Annotated in this window: 19 protein-coding genes; 9 read left to right on the top strand and 10 right to left on the bottom strand. The window is 72.7% G+C overall.

Features of this window, described 5'->3' with window-relative positions; genetic code table 11:
- Positions 1 to 10 precede the first annotated feature (10 nt).
- On the bottom strand, positions 11 to 1,282 hold the full coding sequence (locus CP980_RS11840; protein ID WP_132756553.1) for a magnesium transporter MgtE N-terminal domain-containing protein: 1,272 nt from the start codon (positions 1,280 to 1,282) through the stop codon (positions 11 to 13).
- Positions 1,283 to 1,476: 194 nt separating this feature from the next.
- Here CP980_RS11840 and CP980_RS11835 point away from each other — a divergent pair, with 194 nt between their 5' ends.
- On the top strand, positions 1,477 to 2,274 hold the full coding sequence (locus tag CP980_RS11835; protein ID WP_229906934.1) for a hypothetical protein: 798 nt from the start codon (positions 1,477 to 1,479) through the stop codon (positions 2,272 to 2,274).
- 17 nt (positions 2,275 to 2,291) lie between these two features.
- On the opposite strand, the gene CP980_RS11830 is transcribed toward CP980_RS11835, so the two are convergent.
- Positions 2,292 to 2,804, bottom strand: coding sequence for a hypothetical protein (locus tag CP980_RS11830; protein ID WP_099889622.1), 513 nt, complete (start codon positions 2,802 to 2,804; stop codon positions 2,292 to 2,294).
- Positions 2,805 to 2,860: 56 nt separating this feature from the next.
- Entirely contained in the window at positions 2,861 to 3,976 is a 1,116-nt protein-coding gene (locus CP980_RS11825) for a magnesium and cobalt transport protein CorA (RefSeq protein ID WP_099889621.1), read from the bottom strand.
- A 395-nt stretch (positions 3,977 to 4,371) separates the two neighbouring features.
- On the opposite strand from CP980_RS11825, the gene CP980_RS11820 reads away from it, so the two are divergent.
- From CP980_RS11820 to CP980_RS11805, 4 genes are all read left to right on the top strand, one after another.
- Complete coding sequence (locus CP980_RS11820; protein WP_150528134.1) at positions 4,372 to 4,956, top strand: suppressor of fused domain protein; 585 nt, start codon at positions 4,372 to 4,374, stop codon at positions 4,954 to 4,956.
- A 75-nt stretch (positions 4,957 to 5,031) separates the two neighbouring features.
- Positions 5,032 to 5,673, top strand: coding sequence for a DUF6758 family protein (locus CP980_RS11815; RefSeq protein WP_132756555.1), 642 nt, complete (start codon positions 5,032 to 5,034; stop codon positions 5,671 to 5,673).
- Positions 5,674 to 5,817: 144 nt separating this feature from the next.
- Complete coding sequence (locus CP980_RS11810) at positions 5,818 to 6,684, top strand: PHP domain-containing protein (RefSeq protein ID WP_099889618.1); 867 nt, start codon at positions 5,818 to 5,820, stop codon at positions 6,682 to 6,684.
- Between the two features lie 81 nt (positions 6,685 to 6,765).
- The gene (locus CP980_RS11805; protein WP_132756557.1) at positions 6,766 to 7,371 is read left to right on the top strand and encodes a MarC family protein; all 606 of its coding nucleotides are present in this window, start codon (positions 6,766 to 6,768) and stop codon (positions 7,369 to 7,371) included.
- A gap of 88 nt (positions 7,372 to 7,459) precedes the next feature.
- On the opposite strand, the gene CP980_RS35075 is transcribed toward CP980_RS11805, so the two are convergent.
- The 3 genes from CP980_RS35075 to CP980_RS11795 form a co-directional block, all read right to left on the bottom strand.
- Entirely contained in the window at positions 7,460 to 7,612 is a 153-nt protein-coding gene (locus CP980_RS35075) for a hypothetical protein (protein ID WP_099889616.1), read from the bottom strand.
- A 95-nt stretch (positions 7,613 to 7,707) separates the two neighbouring features.
- Positions 7,708 to 8,565, bottom strand: coding sequence for an alpha/beta fold hydrolase (locus CP980_RS11800; protein ID WP_132756559.1), 858 nt, complete (start codon positions 8,563 to 8,565; stop codon positions 7,708 to 7,710).
- A gap of 117 nt (positions 8,566 to 8,682) precedes the next feature.
- Entirely contained in the window at positions 8,683 to 10,806 is a 2,124-nt protein-coding gene (locus CP980_RS11795; protein WP_229906933.1) for a DEAD/DEAH box helicase, read from the bottom strand.
- 476 nt (positions 10,807 to 11,282) lie between these two features.
- Between CP980_RS11795 and CP980_RS11790 the strand changes: the two genes are divergently transcribed.
- Complete coding sequence (locus CP980_RS11790; RefSeq protein ID WP_099889613.1) at positions 11,283 to 12,041, top strand: ferritin-like fold-containing protein; 759 nt, start codon at positions 11,283 to 11,285, stop codon at positions 12,039 to 12,041.
- 115 nt (positions 12,042 to 12,156) lie between these two features.
- Here CP980_RS11790 and CP980_RS11785 read toward each other — a convergent pair whose 3' ends face one another.
- The 4 genes from CP980_RS11785 to CP980_RS11770 all read right to left on the bottom strand — a co-directional run bounded on the left by CP980_RS11785 (position 12,157) and on the right by CP980_RS11770 (position 14,012).
- Positions 12,157 to 12,459, bottom strand: coding sequence for a hypothetical protein (locus CP980_RS11785; RefSeq protein WP_373312834.1), 303 nt, complete (start codon positions 12,457 to 12,459; stop codon positions 12,157 to 12,159).
- A 132-nt stretch (positions 12,460 to 12,591) separates the two neighbouring features.
- Positions 12,592 to 12,819, bottom strand: coding sequence for a DUF3107 domain-containing protein (locus CP980_RS11780; protein ID WP_099889612.1), 228 nt, complete (start codon positions 12,817 to 12,819; stop codon positions 12,592 to 12,594).
- 184 nt (positions 12,820 to 13,003) lie between these two features.
- Positions 13,004 to 13,660 carry a TetR/AcrR family transcriptional regulator gene (locus tag CP980_RS11775; protein WP_030153469.1) on the bottom strand — a complete coding sequence of 219 codons (657 nt, stop codon included), beginning with the start codon at positions 13,658 to 13,660 and terminating at the stop codon, positions 13,004 to 13,006.
- A gap of 136 nt (positions 13,661 to 13,796) precedes the next feature.
- Positions 13,797 to 14,012 (bottom strand): hypothetical protein, encoded by a 216-nt coding sequence (locus CP980_RS11770; RefSeq protein ID WP_132756562.1) that lies wholly within the window; start codon positions 14,010 to 14,012, stop codon positions 13,797 to 13,799.
- A 162-nt stretch (positions 14,013 to 14,174) separates the two neighbouring features.
- On the opposite strand from CP980_RS11770, the gene CP980_RS11765 reads away from it, so the two are divergent.
- The 3 genes from CP980_RS11765 to CP980_RS36550 all read left to right on the top strand — a co-directional run bounded on the left by CP980_RS11765 (position 14,175) and on the right by CP980_RS36550 (position 16,820).
- A complete protein-coding gene (locus CP980_RS11765) occupies positions 14,175 to 15,191 on the top strand; it encodes an alpha/beta fold hydrolase (RefSeq protein ID WP_150528132.1) in 1,017 nt (338 codons plus the stop codon).
- A gap of 5 nt (positions 15,192 to 15,196) precedes the next feature.
- The gene (locus tag CP980_RS11760; RefSeq protein ID WP_150528131.1) at positions 15,197 to 16,654 is read left to right on the top strand and encodes a DUF3152 domain-containing protein; all 1,458 of its coding nucleotides are present in this window, start codon (positions 15,197 to 15,199) and stop codon (positions 16,652 to 16,654) included.
- A 70-nt stretch (positions 16,655 to 16,724) separates the two neighbouring features.
- Entirely contained in the window at positions 16,725 to 16,820 is a 96-nt protein-coding gene (locus tag CP980_RS36550) for an Ms4533A family Cys-rich leader peptide (protein WP_311318607.1), read from the top strand.
- Positions 16,821 to 17,007: the final 187 nt, after the last annotated feature.

Genomic DNA, 17,007 nt, shown 5'->3' with positions numbered 1-17,007 from the left:
GCCCCGCCGCTCACCGGACATCGGAGACCTCCTCGGCGTGGAAGTCCGTCTCCCGCCAGTCGTCGGGCAGCAGGTGGTCCAGCACGTCGTCCACGGTCACCGCGCCCAGCAGCGAGCCGCTCTCGTCGACCACCGGCACCGCGACCATGTTGTACGCGGCGAGATGGGTCGTCACCTGCGGCAGCGAGGCGTCCGGGCGCAGCGGCGGCAGGTCCGTGTCCACGATCGAGCTCACCAGCGTGAACGGGGGGTCCCGCAGCAGCCGCTGGAAGTGCACCGTCCCCAGGTACTTGCCCGTGGGCGTCTCGTCCGGCGGCCGGCACACGTACACCTGGGCCGCCAGCGCCGGCGACAGGTCCGCCTGCCGTACGCGGGCCAGCGCGTCGGCCACCGTCGCGTCGGGCCGCAGCACGATCGGCTCCGTCGTCATCAGACCGCCCGCGGTGTTCTCCTCGTACGACAGGAGGCGGCGCACGTCGGCCGCGTCGTCCGGCTGCATCAGCGTCAGCAGCCGCTCCTTGTCGTCCTCCGGGAGCTCCGAGAGCAGGTCGGCCGCGTCGTCGGGGTCCATCGCCTCCAGGACGTCGGCGGCGCGCTCCTCCTTCAGCTTGCCCAGGATCTCCACCTGCTCGTCCTCGGGCAGCTCCTCCATGACGTCCGCGAGCCGGTCGTCGTCGAGGGCGTTGGCCACCTCGGCGCGCCGCTTCGGCGTCAGGTGGTGCAGTACGTTCGCCACGTCGGCCGGGCGCATCTGCTCGAAGGTGGCCACCAGGTTCTCGGCGCCCTGGCCCTCCTCCTCCAGCGAGAAGCCGGTCACCCCCGACCACTCCACGGTCAGGGTCTCCCCGCGGCGGCGCAGCGCGCCGCTCTTGCCCTTGCGCACGAAGATCCGGTCGATCTCCCAGTCGCGGCGGGCCGGCAGCTGCTGGATGGCCACGTCGAGGACGGTGACCTCCTCGCCGGTGGCCGCAAGCGTCACCCGGCGGTCCAGCAGTTCGCCCAGGACCAGGCGTTCGGTGGGCCGCTGCTCGAAGCGCCGCATGTTGACGACACCGGTGGTGATGACCTGTCCGGACTCCACGCCCGTCACCCGGGTCATCGGAAGGAAGATCCGGCGCCGGCTGACCACCTCGACGACCAGGCCCAGCAGCCGCGGCGGGCGCCCGCCGACGCGCAGCATCGCGACGAGGTCGCGGACGCGGCCGACCTGGTCGCCGTTGGGGTCGAAGACGGGCACACCCGACAGATGCGAGACGAAGATCCGCGGGGCGCCACCAGCCATGCGAGCGCCTCCTAGAGCGTCGATCCTCAGTCCTGCCGCCCCTCAGGCTAGCCCGTGCCGCGGGAGAGCGTCCTGGTGGGGCGGTCCGCCCGTGGGTACGGGCGACCACCCGCCCGGCACCGGAGCTACGGGCGGGTACGCTGCCTGCTGCTCGCACACGCACCACGCAACCGCACGACGAGAGGCACCTGCCCGTGACCGCCTACCTCCCCGCCGCTCGGCTGCGCCGGGCGGCCTTCGCCGGCGTCCTGTTCGCCGGCCTCGCCGTCACCGGTACGGGCTGCGGCGCGGATCAGGACGAGGGCACCAACGGGGTCGGCAAGCTCTCCGCCGACCAGATCGAGGACAAGGCGAAGGCCGCGGCCGGCGCCGCCGCCTCGGTGCACCTGTCCGGCACGCTCGTGAGCGGCGGCAAGTCCTTCGCGCTCGACATGCGGCTGGGCAAGGACGGCGGCTCCGGCGAGGTGAAGTCTCAGGAGGACACCTTCCAGGTGCTGCGCGTGGGGGAGCAGCTCTACCTCAAGGCCAGCGCCGCCTTCTGGGGGAAGTCCGACTCGGCGGGCAAGCTGGGCGACAAGTACGTGAAGGTGCCCGAGAGCGACCCCACGTACAAGCAGTTCCGCGGCTTCACCGACATGCACGTGCTGCTCGACGGGCTGCTCGGACTCGACGGCAAGCTGGCCAAGGAGGACGACTACACCAAGGTCGGCCACACCCGGGCGGTGCTCGTGACGGCCGACAAGGGCAAGGGCGGCAAGCTGTCGGTCTCCCTGGAGGGGACCCCGTACCCGCTGCGCCTGGAGCGGGCCGGCGGGGCCGGGCAGGTCGTGCTCGCGGAGTGGGGCAAGACGTTTCCGCTGGAGGCGCCCGCGCAGGACCAGACCGTCGACTACGGCACCCAGATGCCGACGACCAAGGACCAGAGCGGCGGCCCGGGCCCGTCACCGGCCCCGAGCAAGGGATCGGGGCAGGGCTCGAACCCGACGAAGTAGCGGGGGGGGGGGGGGGCCTAGCGGGCCGCCTTCTTCCGCTTGAGCAGCAGCTTCGGCAGGGCGGCCGGGATCGGCCGGCGGGTCACCGCCGGCGAGCCCAGCGGGGTCGCGGCCAGCGATCCGCCGGGCAGGTCGGTGCTCGCCGCCACCGGCTCCAGGCGCAGCAGCCGGCACTCGCGCGCCCACCGCTCGGTCATCTCCTCCGCGTCGGGCGCGTTCAGCCGCTTGCCCTTCAGCTCGGCCACCGCGGCCTGCCACTCCTCACCGCGGGGCGCGAGCTCCCGTACGGCCGCGGTCCAGGCGACCAGCCGGCCGCCCTTGTCCTTGCTGCGTACGGTGACCTCGGCGGTGGCGCCGTCCGCGAGCCCCGGGAACGGCTGCTCCCCGGGCCCGTCGCCCAGCACGTGGGCCGCGCCGTCCACCCAGGCGTGCCACAGGGCCCGGTCGGCCCCGGAGCCGCGGACCCAGATGAGGCCGGACTTCTTGGTGGCCTCCTCGACGAGGGCCAGGTCGAGCGTGCTGAGAGTCATGCGCAACAGAGTAGGGGGTGGCCCCGCGCCGACCGGAGCGGGCCGGAGGCGGCCGGCTAGAGCCAGCCGTGGCGGCGCAGCGCGCGGTGGATGGTGAAGCAGGATCCGGCGATCGCGGCCATCACCATGGGGTAGCCGTAGCGCCAGTGCAGCTCCGGCATGTGCTCGAAGTTCATCCCGTAGACCCCGCAGATCATCGTCGGGACGGCGATGATCGCCGCCCACGAGGTGATCTTGCGCATGTCCTCGTTCTGGGCGACCGTCGCCTGCGCGAGGTTGGCCTGGAGGATCGAGTTCAGCAGCTCGTCGAAGCCGATGACCTGCTCGTGCACCCGCGCCAGGTGGTCGGCCACGTCGCGGAAGTACTTCTGGATGTCCGGGTCCACCAGCCGCATCGGACGCTCGCTCAGCAGCTCCATCGGCCGCAGCAGCGGCGAGACGGCCCGCTTGAACTCCAGCACCTCGCGCTTGAGCTGGTAGATGCGGCCCGCGTCGCCGCCGCGCGCGGAGCCCTTGGCGGGCGCGGCGAACACGGCGCTCTCCACCTCGTCGATGTCGTCCTGGACGGCCGCCGCGACCGCGATGTACCCGTCGACCACGTGGTCGGCGATGGAGTGCAGGACGGCCGAGGGGCCCTTGGCCAGCAGCTCGGGGTCGTCCTGGAGGCGGTGGCGCAGGGACCGCAGGGAGCCCTGGCCGCCGTGCCGGACCGTGATGACGAAGTCCGGGCCGGTGAAGCACATCACCTCGCCGGTCTCCACCACCTCGCTGGTGGCGGTCAGTTCGGCGTGCTCCACGTAGTGGATGGTCTTGAAGACCGTGAAGAGGGTGTCGTCGTAGCGCTCCAGCTTCGGCCGCTGGTGGGCGTGTACCGCGTCCTCCACGGCGAGCGGGTGCAGGCCGAACGTGGCGGCGATCCCCGCGAACTCGGCCTCGGTCGGCTCGTGCAGGCCGATCCAGGCGAACCCGCCGCTCTCGCGTACCCGGGCCATCGCCTCACGGGGGGTCAGACACGCGGATCCCAGGGCGCGTCGGCCGTCGCGGTACACGGCGCAGTCGACGACCGCGCTGCTCGCGGAGGGGTCGCGGGTGGCGTCGTAGCCGGGCTGGGACGGGGTGGACCTGCGCAGGGCCGGACGTACGGCGGCACGCAGGTAGGGCAGCATCGACATGGCAGGCTCCTTCGCACGCACGGCTGCGGACCGTACGGGTGGGAGGTCCCTTCCGGAGGGCGACGGCCGGGCGGGCGGGCCCGGGGCGGACGGAAGGAACAGGACGGGAGGACAAAGTTCCGCCGTCGCTCTTCTACTGATCAGATGATCAAACGGGCGGGAACGTGCCCGTGGTGCCCGTGCGGGGAGTGGAAGAGCGATTGGTACTGCACGATCGACTTCGATCCATTGCAGCCCCACCTCCTCCGGCCGGTCCTCCGTGGAGGACGTCCTGTCGTCGGCTGCCCCGAAACAGCTCTTCACGAGTGTGGCCCCGACCAGCGGTCAACATTATCAGCCGACGGGTGGTCAAGACCCGCCCTTTACCCGCCTCATACGAGTTCTATGCTCGGTTCATGGCACAAATTCTGGCTCTCGTCGAAGCCCGGTTGCGCAGCGCGCTCGGCGAACCCGACGCCCGCGCCGCCGTCACCTTCCTCGGCACCGACCGCATCGAGGTCCTCCGCTTCTCCGAGGGCGACCTCGTGCGGTACGCGACCCTCGGCATGTCCGAGCATCCGATGACCGACCCGACCGCCGTCGTCGCCGACCCGCTGCGCGGTCCGCGCGCCGAGCTCGTGCTGACCGTACGGGCGGGACTCGCGCCCACCGACAAGCTGCTGCGGCCGCTCGCGGTGCTGGGCGCCGCGCCGCAGGTGGAGGGGCTGGTGGTGGCCCCCGGTGCCTCGCTCGACGTGGGCGAGCCGCTGTGGGAGGGGGCGCCGTTCACCTCCGTGCTCGTCGCGGAACCGGGCGGGCTGGTGGAGGACCTCGAACTCGACGAGCCCATGGACCCGGTGCACTTCCTCCCGCTGCTGCCGATGACCTCGAACGAGGCCGCCTGGAAGCGGGTGCACGGCGCGGCCGCCCTCCAGGAACGCTGGCTGTCGCACGGCACGGATCTGCGGGATCCTCTTCGCAGCGCAGTGCCGCTGGACTGATACCTCCCGGCCGGGGCATCCGGACGGGTGATCGTGTCTTGACGGGGCGCCGGGCGGGGAGGAGCGTGGCTTCTTATGAGGGGCGAACCTACGTGCCCGAAGTGCGGTGGCCGGGTCAGGGCGCCCGGGCTCTTCGCCGATTCCTGGCAGTGTGTGGTGCACGGCACGGTGCACCCCCTGCAGCCCGTCATCCCGCCCAGCGTCGAAGGCCTGGGCGTGGTGGTGAACCGGGCGGAGGTGCCGGTGTGGATGCCGTGGCCGCTGCCCGTGGGGTGGCTGTTCACCGGGGTGGCGTCGGCCGGTGACGACCGCAGCGGGGGCAGGGCGACGGCGGTGGCCTGCTCGGGCCCCGGACCGCTCGGCGGGATCGGCGAGCTGCTGCTGGTCGCTGAGGAGTTGGGGGTCGGCCTCGGCGCGCGGTACGCGGGGATCGACGGACCCGACCCCGGCCCGTACATCGACGTCTCGGCGCCCCCGCACGCCAAGGTCGTGGCGGCGGGACGCCCGACGCCGCTGTGGCACGTGAACGGGGCCCCGGACGACCGGGCCGTGTTCGCCGGCGAGGCGCGCGGACTGTGGCTGTGGGCCGTCGTCTGGCCGGAGCAGTCCGGCCTGCTGATGTACGACGAACTGGTGCTGACGGACCTGCGGGACGCGGGGTCCGAGGTCGAACTCCTGCCGTGCGGCGCGCTGAGCCCGCGCGTCCTCGGCCCGTAGCGGGCCCCCCGTCCGACCACCCCCGCGGGCCGCGCCCGGACCGGGGCAGCCGGGCGGGCGGCGGCCGGCGTGGGCACCCGCCCCGCGGCCGGGCGGTATCCTGGGGTGTCCCCCCGTACCCGCGAGACCCCTGGAGATCCGGCCGTGCGCATCGATCTGCACGCCCACTCCACGGCCTCCGACGGGACCGACACCCCGGCAGAGCTGGTCCTGGGCGCGGCCGCCGCCGGGCTCGACGTGGTCGCGCTGACCGACCACGACACCGTCGGGGGATACGCCGAAGCCCTCGCCGCGCTTCCGGACGGGCTCACCCTCGTCACCGGCATGGAGCTGTCCTGCCGCCTCGACGGCATCGGGATGCACATGCTCGCGTACCTCTTCGACCCCGAAGAGCCCGAGCTCGCCCGCGAGCGGGAGCTCGTCCGCGACGACCGCACCCCTCGCGCCCAGGCCATGATCGGCAAGCTGCGGGAGCTCGGCGTCGACGTCACCTGGGAGCAGGTCTCCCGGATCGCCGGCAACGGCTCGGTCGGGCGGCCGCACATCGCGACCGCGCTCGTCGAGCTGGGCGTCGTCCCCACCGTGTCCGACGCGTTCACGCCGGAGTGGATAGCCGACGGCGGCCGCGCCCACGCGCAGAAGCACGAGCTCGACCCCTTCGACGCCATCCGCCTGGTCAAGGCGGCCGGCGGGGTCACCGTCTTCGCCCACCCCGCCGCCGTCAAGCGCGGCCGGTGCGTTCCCGAGTCCGTGGTGGCCGAGCTCGCCTCCGCCGGTCTGGACGGGATCGAGGTGGACCACATGGACCACGACACCGACACCCGCGGGCGGCTGCGCGCCCTGGCCGGCGACCTCGGACTCCTGACGACCGGGTCCAGCGACTACCACGGCAGCCGCAAGACGTGCCGCCTCGGGGAGTACACGACCGACCCCGAGATCTACGGCGAGATCACGCGCCGTGCGACGGGGGCCTTCCCCGTTCCCGGCGCCGGCGGAGCGACCGGCGCGTAACGCGCCGCGCGGCGCGCACGCGCGCCGTCCCGCCCCTTCTTCCTCTCTTCGAAACACCCCTCTCTCCTGCAAGGCATCACTGTGTTCGACTTCGCCGTCTTCGGATCCCTATTTCTCACGCTTTTTGTGATTATGGATCCCCCGGGCATCACACCGATCTTCCTCGCCCTGACCTCGGGCCGTCCCGCCAAGGTGCAGCGCCGCATGGCCTGGCAGGCCGTCTGCGTGGCCTTCGGCGTCATCGCCGTCTTCGGCATCTGCGGCCAGCAGATCCTGGACTACCTGCACGTCTCCGTTCCCGCGCTGATGATCGCGGGCGGTCTGCTGCTCCTGCTCATCGCGCTCGACCTGCTCACCGGCAAGAACGACGAGCCCAAGCAGACCAAGGACGTGAACGTCGCCCTCGTGCCGCTCGGCATGCCGCTGCTCGCCGGCCCCGGTGCGATCGTCTCCGTCATCCTCGCCGTGCAGAAGGCGGACGGGATCACCGGGCAGGTCTCGGTCTGGCTCGCGATCCTGGCCATGCACCTCGTGCTGTGGACGGCCATGCGCTACTCGCTGGTGATCATCCGGATCATCAAGGACGGCGGCGTCGTCCTCGTGACGCGCCTCGCCGGCATGATGCTCTCCGCGATCGCCGTCCAGCAGATCATCAACGGCGTGCTCCAGGTCATCCACACGGCCTGACCGCCGTCCGGGCCGCCCCCGCCCACCCACGCGAAAGCCCCCGCACCGGATCGGTGCGGGGGCTTTCGACGTGTGCTGTGCGGAGGTGTCAGGAGGACGCACTCTCGGCCGGTCGGATCAGAATGCGCTGGCCTACGGAGGCCGCCTGCTGCACGATCCGGTTGACGGAGGCCGCGTCCACGACGGTGCTGTCCACGGCGGATCCGTCGACATCGTCCAGGCGCAGAATCTCGAAGCGCATGTGCTTCTCCCTTCGTCAGTGTTCTCCTTGCACTGTTCCAACGAAGTGCAAGAGGCAAACATTCCCTACGCTAAGGAAATTTTTTCACTCGCTAACTAACCCTGTGGGTGGGAGTCCCAGAACGAGGCCAGTGCACCCGCCGTGACCTGCGGATTCTCTGCATTGGGGGAGTGCTCCGCACCCGCCACGACCACCCGGGCCGCGCCCAGCCGCTCCGTCATCTCGTCCATCAGCGGGACCGGCCACGCGTAGTCCACCTCGCCGGACAGCACCAGCTTCGGCAGCTCCACCGCGCTCAGCCCGTCCACCCGGTCCGGCTCGGAGACCAGGATCCGGCCCGTGGCGATCAGCTGCTCCGGCACCGTGGACAGCCACCGCCCGCGGAGGAACTCCGCGAGCTCGGGGCCGTCCGGCGCCGCGTCCTCGGGGTCGAAGGACCGCATCGCCGTCCAGACCCCCGGCATGTCGTCGCGCATCGCCTCCAACGCCGCGACCAGCAGCTTCGTACGTTCCTGCTGGTCCTCGGCGATCGCCGCCGGCCCGCTGCTCATCAGGGTGAGGGAGGCGAAGGGCGCCGCGTCGCGCAGTACGGCGGCCCGCGCGATCAGCCCGCCCAGCGAGTGGCCGACGAGGTGGACCGGCCCCCCGTCCACGGCGGCGGCCTGGGCGAGCACGTCCTGCGCCAGCTCCTCCAGCGCGTACGCCGACTCCTCGCGCGGGCCGGGGCTCTCGTGCTGCCCGCGCCCGTCGATGGCGAGCACCCGGTACCCGGCGGCGGACAGCGGCTCCAGGAGGCCGATGAAGTCCTCCTTGCTGCCCGTGAAACCGGGGACCAGCAGGGCGGTGCCGCGGACCGGCTCGCCGGCCTCGTGCACGGCGAACTCGCCGCGGGCGGTGGACAGGAGGTACGCGCGGGCACCGGAGGGCAGCGTGAGGCGGGGCGGCTTGCTCATGGGCCAGAGGCTACCGGCCCGGGGTTACCGGCGCGTAGGCGCGGTGTGTACGGCCCGGGTACGCCGGTGGCCCGGCCCCCTGGGAAGGGGACCGGGCCACCGGCGTACGCAGCGGGATCAGGCCTCCGTGGTCTCCACGACGGGAGCGGCGGCCTTGCGGGCCCGGGTGCGCTTCGGCTTCGCGGGGGCCTCCTCGGCCACCGGCGCGGCCGGAGCCTCGACGGCGGCGGCGGCCTTGCGGGTCCGCGTGCGCTTCGGCTTGGCAGGGGCCTCCTCGGCCACCGCGACGGCCTCGGCGACCGGAGCGGCAGCCGCGACCTTGCGGGTCCGGGTGGTCGGGGCGCTGCGGCGGGCCTTGACCGGGGGCTCCACGGGCGGGGCCACCTGGAAGTCCGGCTCCGGGGCCGCGTCGACGACCTTGCGGGCGCGGGTCCGGCGGGCCTTGACCACGACCTCCTCGGCCGGAGCCGCCGCGATCGGGGTCACCTGGGCGAGGACGGGCTTCTGGGTCGGTACCCGGCGGGCGCGGACCGGCTCGGTCTTGACGGGCTCCGCCGTGACCGGCTCGGCCGACGGGGCCTGCGCGAGGTCGGGCTCCGTGAAGACCACGGCCGCCGCGGCCTTGCGGGTCCGCGTACGGCGGGCCTTGACCGGGGCCTCCTCGGCCGGAGCCTCGGCGACCGGAGCGACGGCGACGGGGGCGGCCTCGACGACCGGAGCCGCCTCGACGACGGTGGCGACCGGGGCGACGGCGGCGGCCGGAGCGGCCGGAGCCTGCTCGGCCACGACGGCGGCCGCGGCGGCCGCGGTGGTCACCGAGCGCGTCCGGCGGCGGCGCGGCTTGCGCGCCTCGTCACCGGCCGGGGCCTCGGGGGCCTCGGCCACCGGGGTCACGGCGGCGGTCTCGGCGCCGAGCTCGCTGCCGCCGCGCGTCCGGCGGCGCTGGCGTGGGGTGCGCGTACGGGGGGCACGCTCCTCGGCCGGGGCCGCGGCCGCGGCCGGACCGCGGTCACCGCGGTCACCGCGACCGCCACGGCCACCGCGGCCGCCGGTCTCGCCCAGGTCTTCCAGGTCCTCGGCCTTCAGGCCGGCCCGCGTGCGCTCGGCGCGCGGCAGGATCCCCTTGGTGCCGGCCGGGATGTTCATTTCCTCGAACAGGTGCGGGGACGTGGAGTACGTCTCGACCGGGTCGTGGAAGTCCAGCTCCAGCGCCTTGTTGATCAGCTGCCAGCGCGGGATGTCGTCCCAGTCGACCAGCGTGACGGCGATGCCCTTGTTGCCCGCGCGGCCGGTGCGGCCCACGCGGTGCAGGAAGGTCTTCTCGTCCTCGGGCGTCTGGTAGTTGATGACGTGGGTGACACCCTCGACATCGATACCGCGCGCGGCGACGTCGGTGCACACCAGTACGTCGACCTTGCCGTTGCGGAACGCGCGCAGCGCCTGCTCGCGCGCGCCCTGGCCCAGGTCGCCGTGGACGGCGCCGGACGCGAAGCCGCGCTTCTCCAGCTGCTCGGCGATGTCGGCCGCCGTGCGCTTCGTACGGCAGAAGATCATGGCCAGCCCGCGGCCCTCGGCCTGCAGGATGCGGGAGACGAGCTCCGGCTTGTCCATGTTGTGCGCACGGAAGACGTGCTGCTTGATGTTGGCGACGGTGACGCCCTCGCCCTCGGGCGAGGTGGCGCGGATGTGCGTCGGCTGCGTCATGTACCGGCGGGCCAGGCCGATGACCGCGCCCGGCATGGTCGCCGAGAACAGCATCGTCTGGCGCTTGGCCGGGAGGTAGTTGATGATCTTCTCGACGTCGGGCAGGAAGCCCAGGTCGAGCATCTCGTCGGCCTCGTCCAGGACGAGCGCCTTGACGTGCGACAGGTCCAGCTTGCGCTGGCCGGCCAGGTCGAGCAGGCGGCCCGGGGTGCCGACGATCACGTCGACGCCCTTCTTGAGCGCCTCGACCTGCGGCTCGTACGCGCGGCCGCCGTATATGGCGAGGACGCGGACGTTGCGGACCTTGCCCGCGGTCAGCAGGTCGTTGGTGACCTGGGTGCACAGCTCGCGCGTCGGTACGACGACGAGGGCCTGCGGGGCGTCGGTGAGCTGCTCGGGCGTGGCCCGGCCGGCCTCGACGTCCGCGGGGACGACGACCCGCTCCAGCAGCGGAAGGCCGAAACCGAGCGTCTTGCCGGTTCCGGTCTTGGCCTGGCCGATGACGTCCGTGCCGGAAAGGGCGACGGGGAGGGTCATCTCCTGGATCGGGAAGGGGGACACAATGCCGACGGCCTCAAGGGCTTCGGCCGTCTCGGGGAAAATCCCGAGGTCTCGGAACGTAGTCAGGGTGCTGCCTCTTCTGTGAGACGCGGCGCGAGGCGGCGAGGGGGGTCGTACCGTGCCTGGCTTGCTGTACTACGACGTACATACGAAGCTGCGCGGGACCACTGGCCTTCGCTCAAGCGCTTGTGCCGCTGAGGGGGCCCCTCGTGGAGAAGCGGTACGCATGTGCGTACGCATCACGCCGAGGGCGGTCGGGTGGAGCCGATCGGGCCACCGACCGGGCATCCTCATTCGGATGGCCCGCCGAGTATCCGGCAGGCGCATTACCACTGTACCCCGGAATCGCGCAGGTGTGTCGGGTGAATTCACCTGGTAGTCGCGTTTAGGCGGGTCAGCGGTGAGCTGATGCGGTGCCTTGAGCGGGGTTCCGGCGGGCTATTGTGCGGAGCATGCCGACCGTTGAAAACGCATCGCCCTCCGACGACAGCACCGCCGCCGAGGCGGCCGGGATCGCCGCTCAGGACTGGGCGACCGCCTCCGCCTCGCCGCAGTACCGGGCCGCCGTCGTGGACCTGCTGGGAGCGCTCGCGTACGGAGAGCTCGCCGCCTTCGAGCGCCTCGCGGAGGACGCGAAGCTCGCGCCCACCCTCGACGACAAGGCCGAGCTCGCGAAGATGGCCTCCGCGGAGTTCCACCACTTCGAGCAGCTGCGCGACCGCCTCGCCGCGATCGACGCGGAGCCGACCGCCGCCATGGAGCCCTTCGCCAAGGGCGTCGACGACTTCCACCGCCAGACCGCGCCCTCGGACTGGCTGGAGGGCCTGGTCAAGGCCTACGTCGGTGACTCGATCGCCAGCGACTTCTACCGCGAGGTCGCCACCCACCTCGACACCGACACCCGTGCCCTGGTCGTGGGCGTGCTCGACGACACCGGCCACGGCGGCTTCGCCGTCGAGAAGGTGCGCGCCGCCATCGAGGCCGACCCGCGCTGCGGCGGACGGCTCGCGCTGTGGGCCCGCCGGCTGATGGGCGAGGCGCTCTCGCAGGCGCAGCGCGTGGTCGCCGAGCGCGACGCGCTCTCCACGATGCTCGTGGGCGGCGTGGACGGGATGGCGGCCGGCTTCGACCTGGCGGCCGTCGGAGAGATGTTCACCCGCATCACCAAGGCGCACACCAAGCGCATGGCCGCCCTGGGCCTCGCCGCCTGACCCGGTCCCGTGCCCGTACGTACGTCGGCCCCGGCGCGGTGTTCCGCGCCGGGGCCGACGTACGAGGTGACGGATCAGGGCTCAATCGGGGGGACGGGGCTCGCCGGAGCGCCGCTCAGCCCTGCGACGGAAGGGAAAACGGAGCCCGGCGCGATGAACGCCGGGGCCCGGTCCCGGGGCGCAGCAGCAGCGACAGCACCACCGCGGAGACCAGCACCGAGCCGATCAGGGTCGCGAAGAGCGTGTTGTGTCCCGGGCCGAGCGCGAACTGCGTCAGCCAGGCCCCGAACAGCGCGCCCAGCACCCCGCTGACCAGCACCGTCCTTGGGGACGGCAGCCGCTGGGCCAGCGCTCTCAGGGCCGCTCCGGCCAGGGCGAGGCCCAGGAGGGCGGAGCCGAGCGCTTCCAACAGCAGCATGGGGGTCTCCCGCAGGTCAGGGGCAAACCGGTTCACTGCGGTCCTACCCGAAGCGGAGGAAAGGGAAACGGCCCGGTGGAATCAACCACCGGGCCGTTGCACCCAGTTCTCCCGAATGCCGGTCGCGATGCGTCAGAGCGCGCCGAAACCGACCTTGCGCACGCTCGGCTCGCCCAGGTCGACATACGACAGGCGGTCGGCCGGCACCAGGACCTTGCGACCCTTGTTGTCGGTGAGGCTCAGCAGCGGCTCCGAACCGGTCAGCGCGGCGGTGACGAGGCGCTCCAGCTCCTCGGCGCCCAAGTCGCTCTCCAGCACGATCTCCCGGGGTGCGTGCTGCACGCCGATCTTGACCTCCACGGCTTTGTCCCTCCGATGGTCGGTTGTGCGCGATCAGCCGCGCCGTACCCGGTCCACATTAGCCCGGAGAGGGGACCCGGATGCGGCGCTCCGGACACGCTGGCAGCGAACACCGGACCACCGCCCGGCCGGGTCAGCCCGGTCGGCTCTGCCTGGTCAGGCCCGCCTGGCCAGGCCCGTCCGGTCAGGCCTGCGGTGCCTGGCCGCCCTCCGTGCCGTGCAGCGGGAACCCGGCGATGCCGCGCCAGGCCAGCGAGGTCAGGAGGCCCACCGCCGTATCGCGGGCGACCGGGCTCTCGCTGGAGAGCCAGTACCGGGCCACGACCTGCGACACCCCGCCCAGGCCCACGGCCAGCAGCATGGACTCGTCCTTGGACAGGCCGGTGTCCTCGGCGATGACGTCGGAGATGGCTTCGGCGCACTGGAGCGAGACGCGGTCGACGCGCTCGCGCACCGCCGGCTCGTTCGTCAGGTCGGACTCGAAGACCAGCCGGAACGCGCCGCCCTCGTCCTCCACGTACGCGAAGTAGGCGTCCATCGTCGCGGCCACGCGCAGCTTGTTGTCCGTGGTCGACGCGAGCGCCGTGCGCACGGCGAGCAGCAGGGCCTCGCAGTGCTGGTCCAGCAGGGCCAGGTAGAGGTCGAGCTTGCCGGGGAAGTGCTGGTACAGCACGGGCTTGCTCACGCCGGCCCGCTCCGCGATGTCGTCCATCGCCGCCGCGTGGTAACCCTGCGCGACGAAGACCTCCTGGGCCGCGCCCAGGAGCTGATTGCGTCGGGCTCGGCGCGGCAGTCGCGTGCCCCGGGGACGCGCTGCCTCGGTCTGCTCGATGGCTGTCACGCCGCCTCCCACTTTCTCTAAGAACACAGTGCGCTCTGCGCCGCGCGGCCATCGTACTTTTCGGTAACCGAATCTGTAGGGTCCAAGCCGAGTTTTCTCGCTTGCCGGACCGCCCGGGACCGCCCGGAGACGCTGGTCAGCGGTAGTCGTCCTCGTCCAGGGTCACCACCCGCGCCTGCTCTGCGGCGTCCCCGTCCGCGGCCTCGTCACGGTCCACCCCCGTGATCCGGTCGTCGTCCTCCGGCTGCAACTCGGCCAGCTGTTCCGCCGCATCGGCCTCGGGCGCCTCGGCGTCGAGGGTCTCCGGGAAGTGCTCCTGGAAGGTGTCCGGCTCTGCGGGGTCGACGGTCATGGTGCTCCCCTTCTTCCCTCGCCCCTCGTGGGCCGGCCGTATCGGTGGCCCGCCTCATCTATGAGCGTAGGAGGATCGCGAATACCCCGCTACGTGGATCCCCATGCATCTGTGACGCCGAACACAAGAGTCCGGACGTGATCGTCTCGTAACATTGGCCGCATGTCTTCGACCGAGCTGCCGGGTGTGCGATCCGCATCCGAAGCGTCCCCCCAGGTGGGAGCCGTCCGCGTCGCCGAGGGGGAGCAGCTGCGCACCGTGGTGCTGCCCGGACTGGAGCTCACCGTCCGGTCCCGGCCCCCGCTGCGTACGGGTCTGCCGCCCGCGCTGTTCGTCCACGGACTCGGCGGTTCGTCGACGAATTGGACGGACCTCATGGCACAGCTGGAGGACAGCGTCGACGGCGAGGCCGTCGACCTGCCCGGCTTCGGCTGGTCCCCGCCGCCCGCGGACCGGGACTACTCGGTCACCGCGCTGGCCCGCGCGGTCATCCGGCACCTCGACGCCGCCGGCCGCGGCCCCGTCCACCTCTTCGGGAACTCCCTCGGGGGCGCCGTCTCCACCCGGGTCGCGGCCGTCCGCCCCGACCTGGTGCGCACGCTGACGCTGATCTCGCCCGCGCTGCCCGAGCTGCGCGTGCAGAGGTCGGCGGTGCCGACCGCCCTGCTCGCCGTCCCCGGCATGGCCTCGCTGGTCGGCCGGCTCACCCGCGGGCTGAGCGCGGAGGAGCGCACCCGCGGGGTGACGGCCCTCTGTTACGGAGACCCCTCCCGGGTGACATCGGAGGGCTTCGCGTACGCCGTCGCGGAGATGGAGCGGCGGATGGCCCTCCCGTACTTCTGGGAGGCGATGAGCCGTTCCTCGCGGGGCATCGTCGACGCGTACACCCTCGGCGGGCAGCACGGACTGTGGCGCCAGGCGCAGCGGGTGCTCGCCCCGACCCTGCTGGTCTACGGTGGCCGGGACCAACTGGTCTCGTACCGTATGGCGCAGAAGGCGGCGGCCTCCTTCCGGGGGTCGCGGCTGCTGACCCTGCCCCAGGCGGGGCACGTGGCGATGATGGAGTACCCCGATGTGGTGGCGCAGGCCTTCCGGGAGCTGCTGCACGACACCGGTCCGGCGACGCGCGACATGCCGGACACCCTTGACATCCGAGATGGCGAAGACGGCAGAGGCTGAGCACCGTGGGACGACATAGTCGCAAGGGGCCCGCTCCGGCCCCCGCCCCTGTCCGCCCGGCGCCGGAGGCGGAGCCCGCGGACCCGTTCCCGTACGAGGAGCGGTCCGTCTTCGAGGAGCGGTCCGTCTTCGCGGAACGCCGCCCCAACGAGGAGCACCCGCCGCCCGCGCAGCGGCCGGCGCACGACGACGGCCGCCGCCCGTACGAGGAGCACCGGCCGTACGAGGAGCAGTGGCCCTCCGGCGGGTACCCCGCGTACGAGGAGCCGCGCGGCGGCCACCCCGAGCAGCGCGAGCCCGGCGGCGCCTGGGGCGCGCAGCCCGGCGCCGAGTCCGGTGCGGTGTACGGGGACTGGCGCGGCGTACCGCGGCAGGGGCGTACGACCGCGGCCGTACTGGACACCGACACCCCGGCCTTCGGCACCCCCGCGGTCGGCTTCCCGCAGGTGACGCTCCCGCAGCCCGAGGCCGACCCCCTGACCTCCACCGGCCCGCACCGCCGGGTGCCCGGGCCCCGCGCGCCGGTGACGGCGGCCGCGCCGGCCCCGGCCGCTCCCCTCGCGCCGGCCGCTCCCGAATCTCCCGAGACTCCCGAAACCCCCGCCGAGGAGCCGCCTGCCCCCGGGCGCGGGCGCAAGGTCCGTACGTACGCCGGGATGGCCGCGGCGGCCGTGACCACCGCGTTCGCCGTCGTCGTCGCCGTGCAGATGGCCACCGGCGGCGACAGCGGCTCCTCCGCCACCGCGAGCGCCGCCGGCGGTGCCCAGAAGCGCGCCGACTCCGGCGCGTCCGCCGCCTCCCGCTCCGACGGCCGGGCGACCCCGCCGGCGTCCGCCGCCCCGGCCGCACCCGCGGTGGAGCTGTCGTACGAGCAGAAGATGGCCCAGCAGTTCCCCATCGACGAGAAGCTGAAGGGGCCCGGCACCTTCGACACCGTCCCCGGGGTGGCTCCGGCGCCCGGCAAGGGAAAGAAGATCCGCTACCGGGTCGACGTGGAGCAGGGGCTCGGCCTGGACGCGCAGCTGTTCGCCGAGGCCGTCCACCGCACGCTCAACGACGACCGCAGCTGGGGCCACGGCGGGACGAAGACCTTCGAGCGGGTGCCGGGCGGCGAGGCCGACTTCGTCATCACGCTGGCCAGCCCGGGGACGACCGGAGTGTGGTGCGCGAAGTCCGGTCTGGACACCACCGTCGACAACGTCAGCTGTGACTCCGCGAGCACCGAGCGGGTCATGATCAACGCGTACCGCTGGGCGCAGGGCTCGGTGACGTACGGCGCGGACCAGATGTTCGCGTACCGGCAGATGCTCATCAACCACGAGGTCGGCCACCGGCTCGGGCACGGGCACGTGAACTGCCAGACCCCGGGAGCGCTCGCGCCGATCATGCAGCAGCAGACGAAGTCCCTCGACATCGGCGGGATCCAGTGCAAGCCCAACCCGTGGGTGTTCCCCGGGAGTTGACCGGCGGGCGGTGGTGAACGGCCGGATGGCGCGTTGACAACTTGTCCGATGATCGGTAATTGTTCTCCGCATGTCGCACCGCCACACCACCGCCGCGAGCGCCGCCATCGAGCTGGCGCTGCTCGGTGTGACCGCGCACAGCGTGGCCGACATCCTCTGTCGCTGACGCCCACCCGTCCGCGCCGCGACTCCGCCTTTTTCCCAGTCCTTCGCCGCGCCCGGGTGCATCCACGCCCGCAGGTGCGGCTTTCCCGTTCCACCGGCATGCGGCCGTTCCGGCACGCCGCCGGTTCCCGACCGCAGACCGCTGCCCCTCGCGTGGCCTTTTCCGCCCTTCGCCCGGCTCCCGGAGC

Source organism: Streptomyces vinaceus (assembly GCF_008704935.1).
GTDB classification, from domain to species: Bacteria; Actinomycetota; Actinomycetes; order Streptomycetales; family Streptomycetaceae; genus Streptomyces; species Streptomyces vinaceus.
This window is presented reverse-complemented; position numbering and strand designations above follow the sequence as displayed.

What these genes read in the sequence shown, in the direction of transcription:
- CP980_RS11795 (WP_229906933.1), bottom strand. Translation starts at nt 10,806, where the DNA reads ATGACCCTCCCCGTCGCCCTTTCCGGCACGGACGTCATCGGCCAGGCC.
- CP980_RS11770 (WP_132756562.1), bottom strand. Translation starts at nt 14,012, where the DNA reads ATGACCGTCGACCCCGCAGAGCCGGACACCTTCCAGGAGCACTTCCCG.
- CP980_RS11800 (WP_132756559.1), bottom strand. Translation starts at nt 8,565, where the DNA reads ATGAGCAAGCCGCCCCGCCTCACGCTGCCCTCCGGTGCCCGCGCGTAC.
- CP980_RS11785 (WP_373312834.1), bottom strand. Translation starts at nt 12,459, where the DNA reads ATGCTGCTGTTGGAAGCGCTCGGCTCCGCCCTCCTGGGCCTCGCCCTG.
- CP980_RS36550 (WP_311318607.1), top strand. Translation starts at nt 16,725, where the DNA reads ATGTCGCACCGCCACACCACCGCCGCGAGCGCCGCCATCGAGCTGGCG.
- CP980_RS11765 (WP_150528132.1), top strand. Translation starts at nt 14,175, where the DNA reads ATGTCTTCGACCGAGCTGCCGGGTGTGCGATCCGCATCCGAAGCGTCC.
- CP980_RS11825 (WP_099889621.1), bottom strand. Translation starts at nt 3,976, where the DNA reads ATGTCGATGCTGCCCTACCTGCGTGCCGCCGTACGTCCGGCCCTGCGC.
- CP980_RS11820 (WP_150528134.1), top strand. Translation starts at nt 4,372, where the DNA reads ATGGCACAAATTCTGGCTCTCGTCGAAGCCCGGTTGCGCAGCGCGCTC.
- CP980_RS11815 (WP_132756555.1), top strand. Translation starts at nt 5,032, where the DNA reads ATGAGGGGCGAACCTACGTGCCCGAAGTGCGGTGGCCGGGTCAGGGCG.
- CP980_RS11830 (WP_099889622.1), bottom strand. Translation starts at nt 2,804, where the DNA reads ATGACTCTCAGCACGCTCGACCTGGCCCTCGTCGAGGAGGCCACCAAG.
- CP980_RS11840 (WP_132756553.1), bottom strand. Translation starts at nt 1,282, where the DNA reads ATGGCTGGTGGCGCCCCGCGGATCTTCGTCTCGCATCTGTCGGGTGTG.
- CP980_RS35075 (WP_099889616.1), bottom strand. Translation starts at nt 7,612, where the DNA reads ATGCGCTTCGAGATTCTGCGCCTGGACGATGTCGACGGATCCGCCGTG.
- CP980_RS11790 (WP_099889613.1), top strand. Translation starts at nt 11,283, where the DNA reads ATGCCGACCGTTGAAAACGCATCGCCCTCCGACGACAGCACCGCCGCC.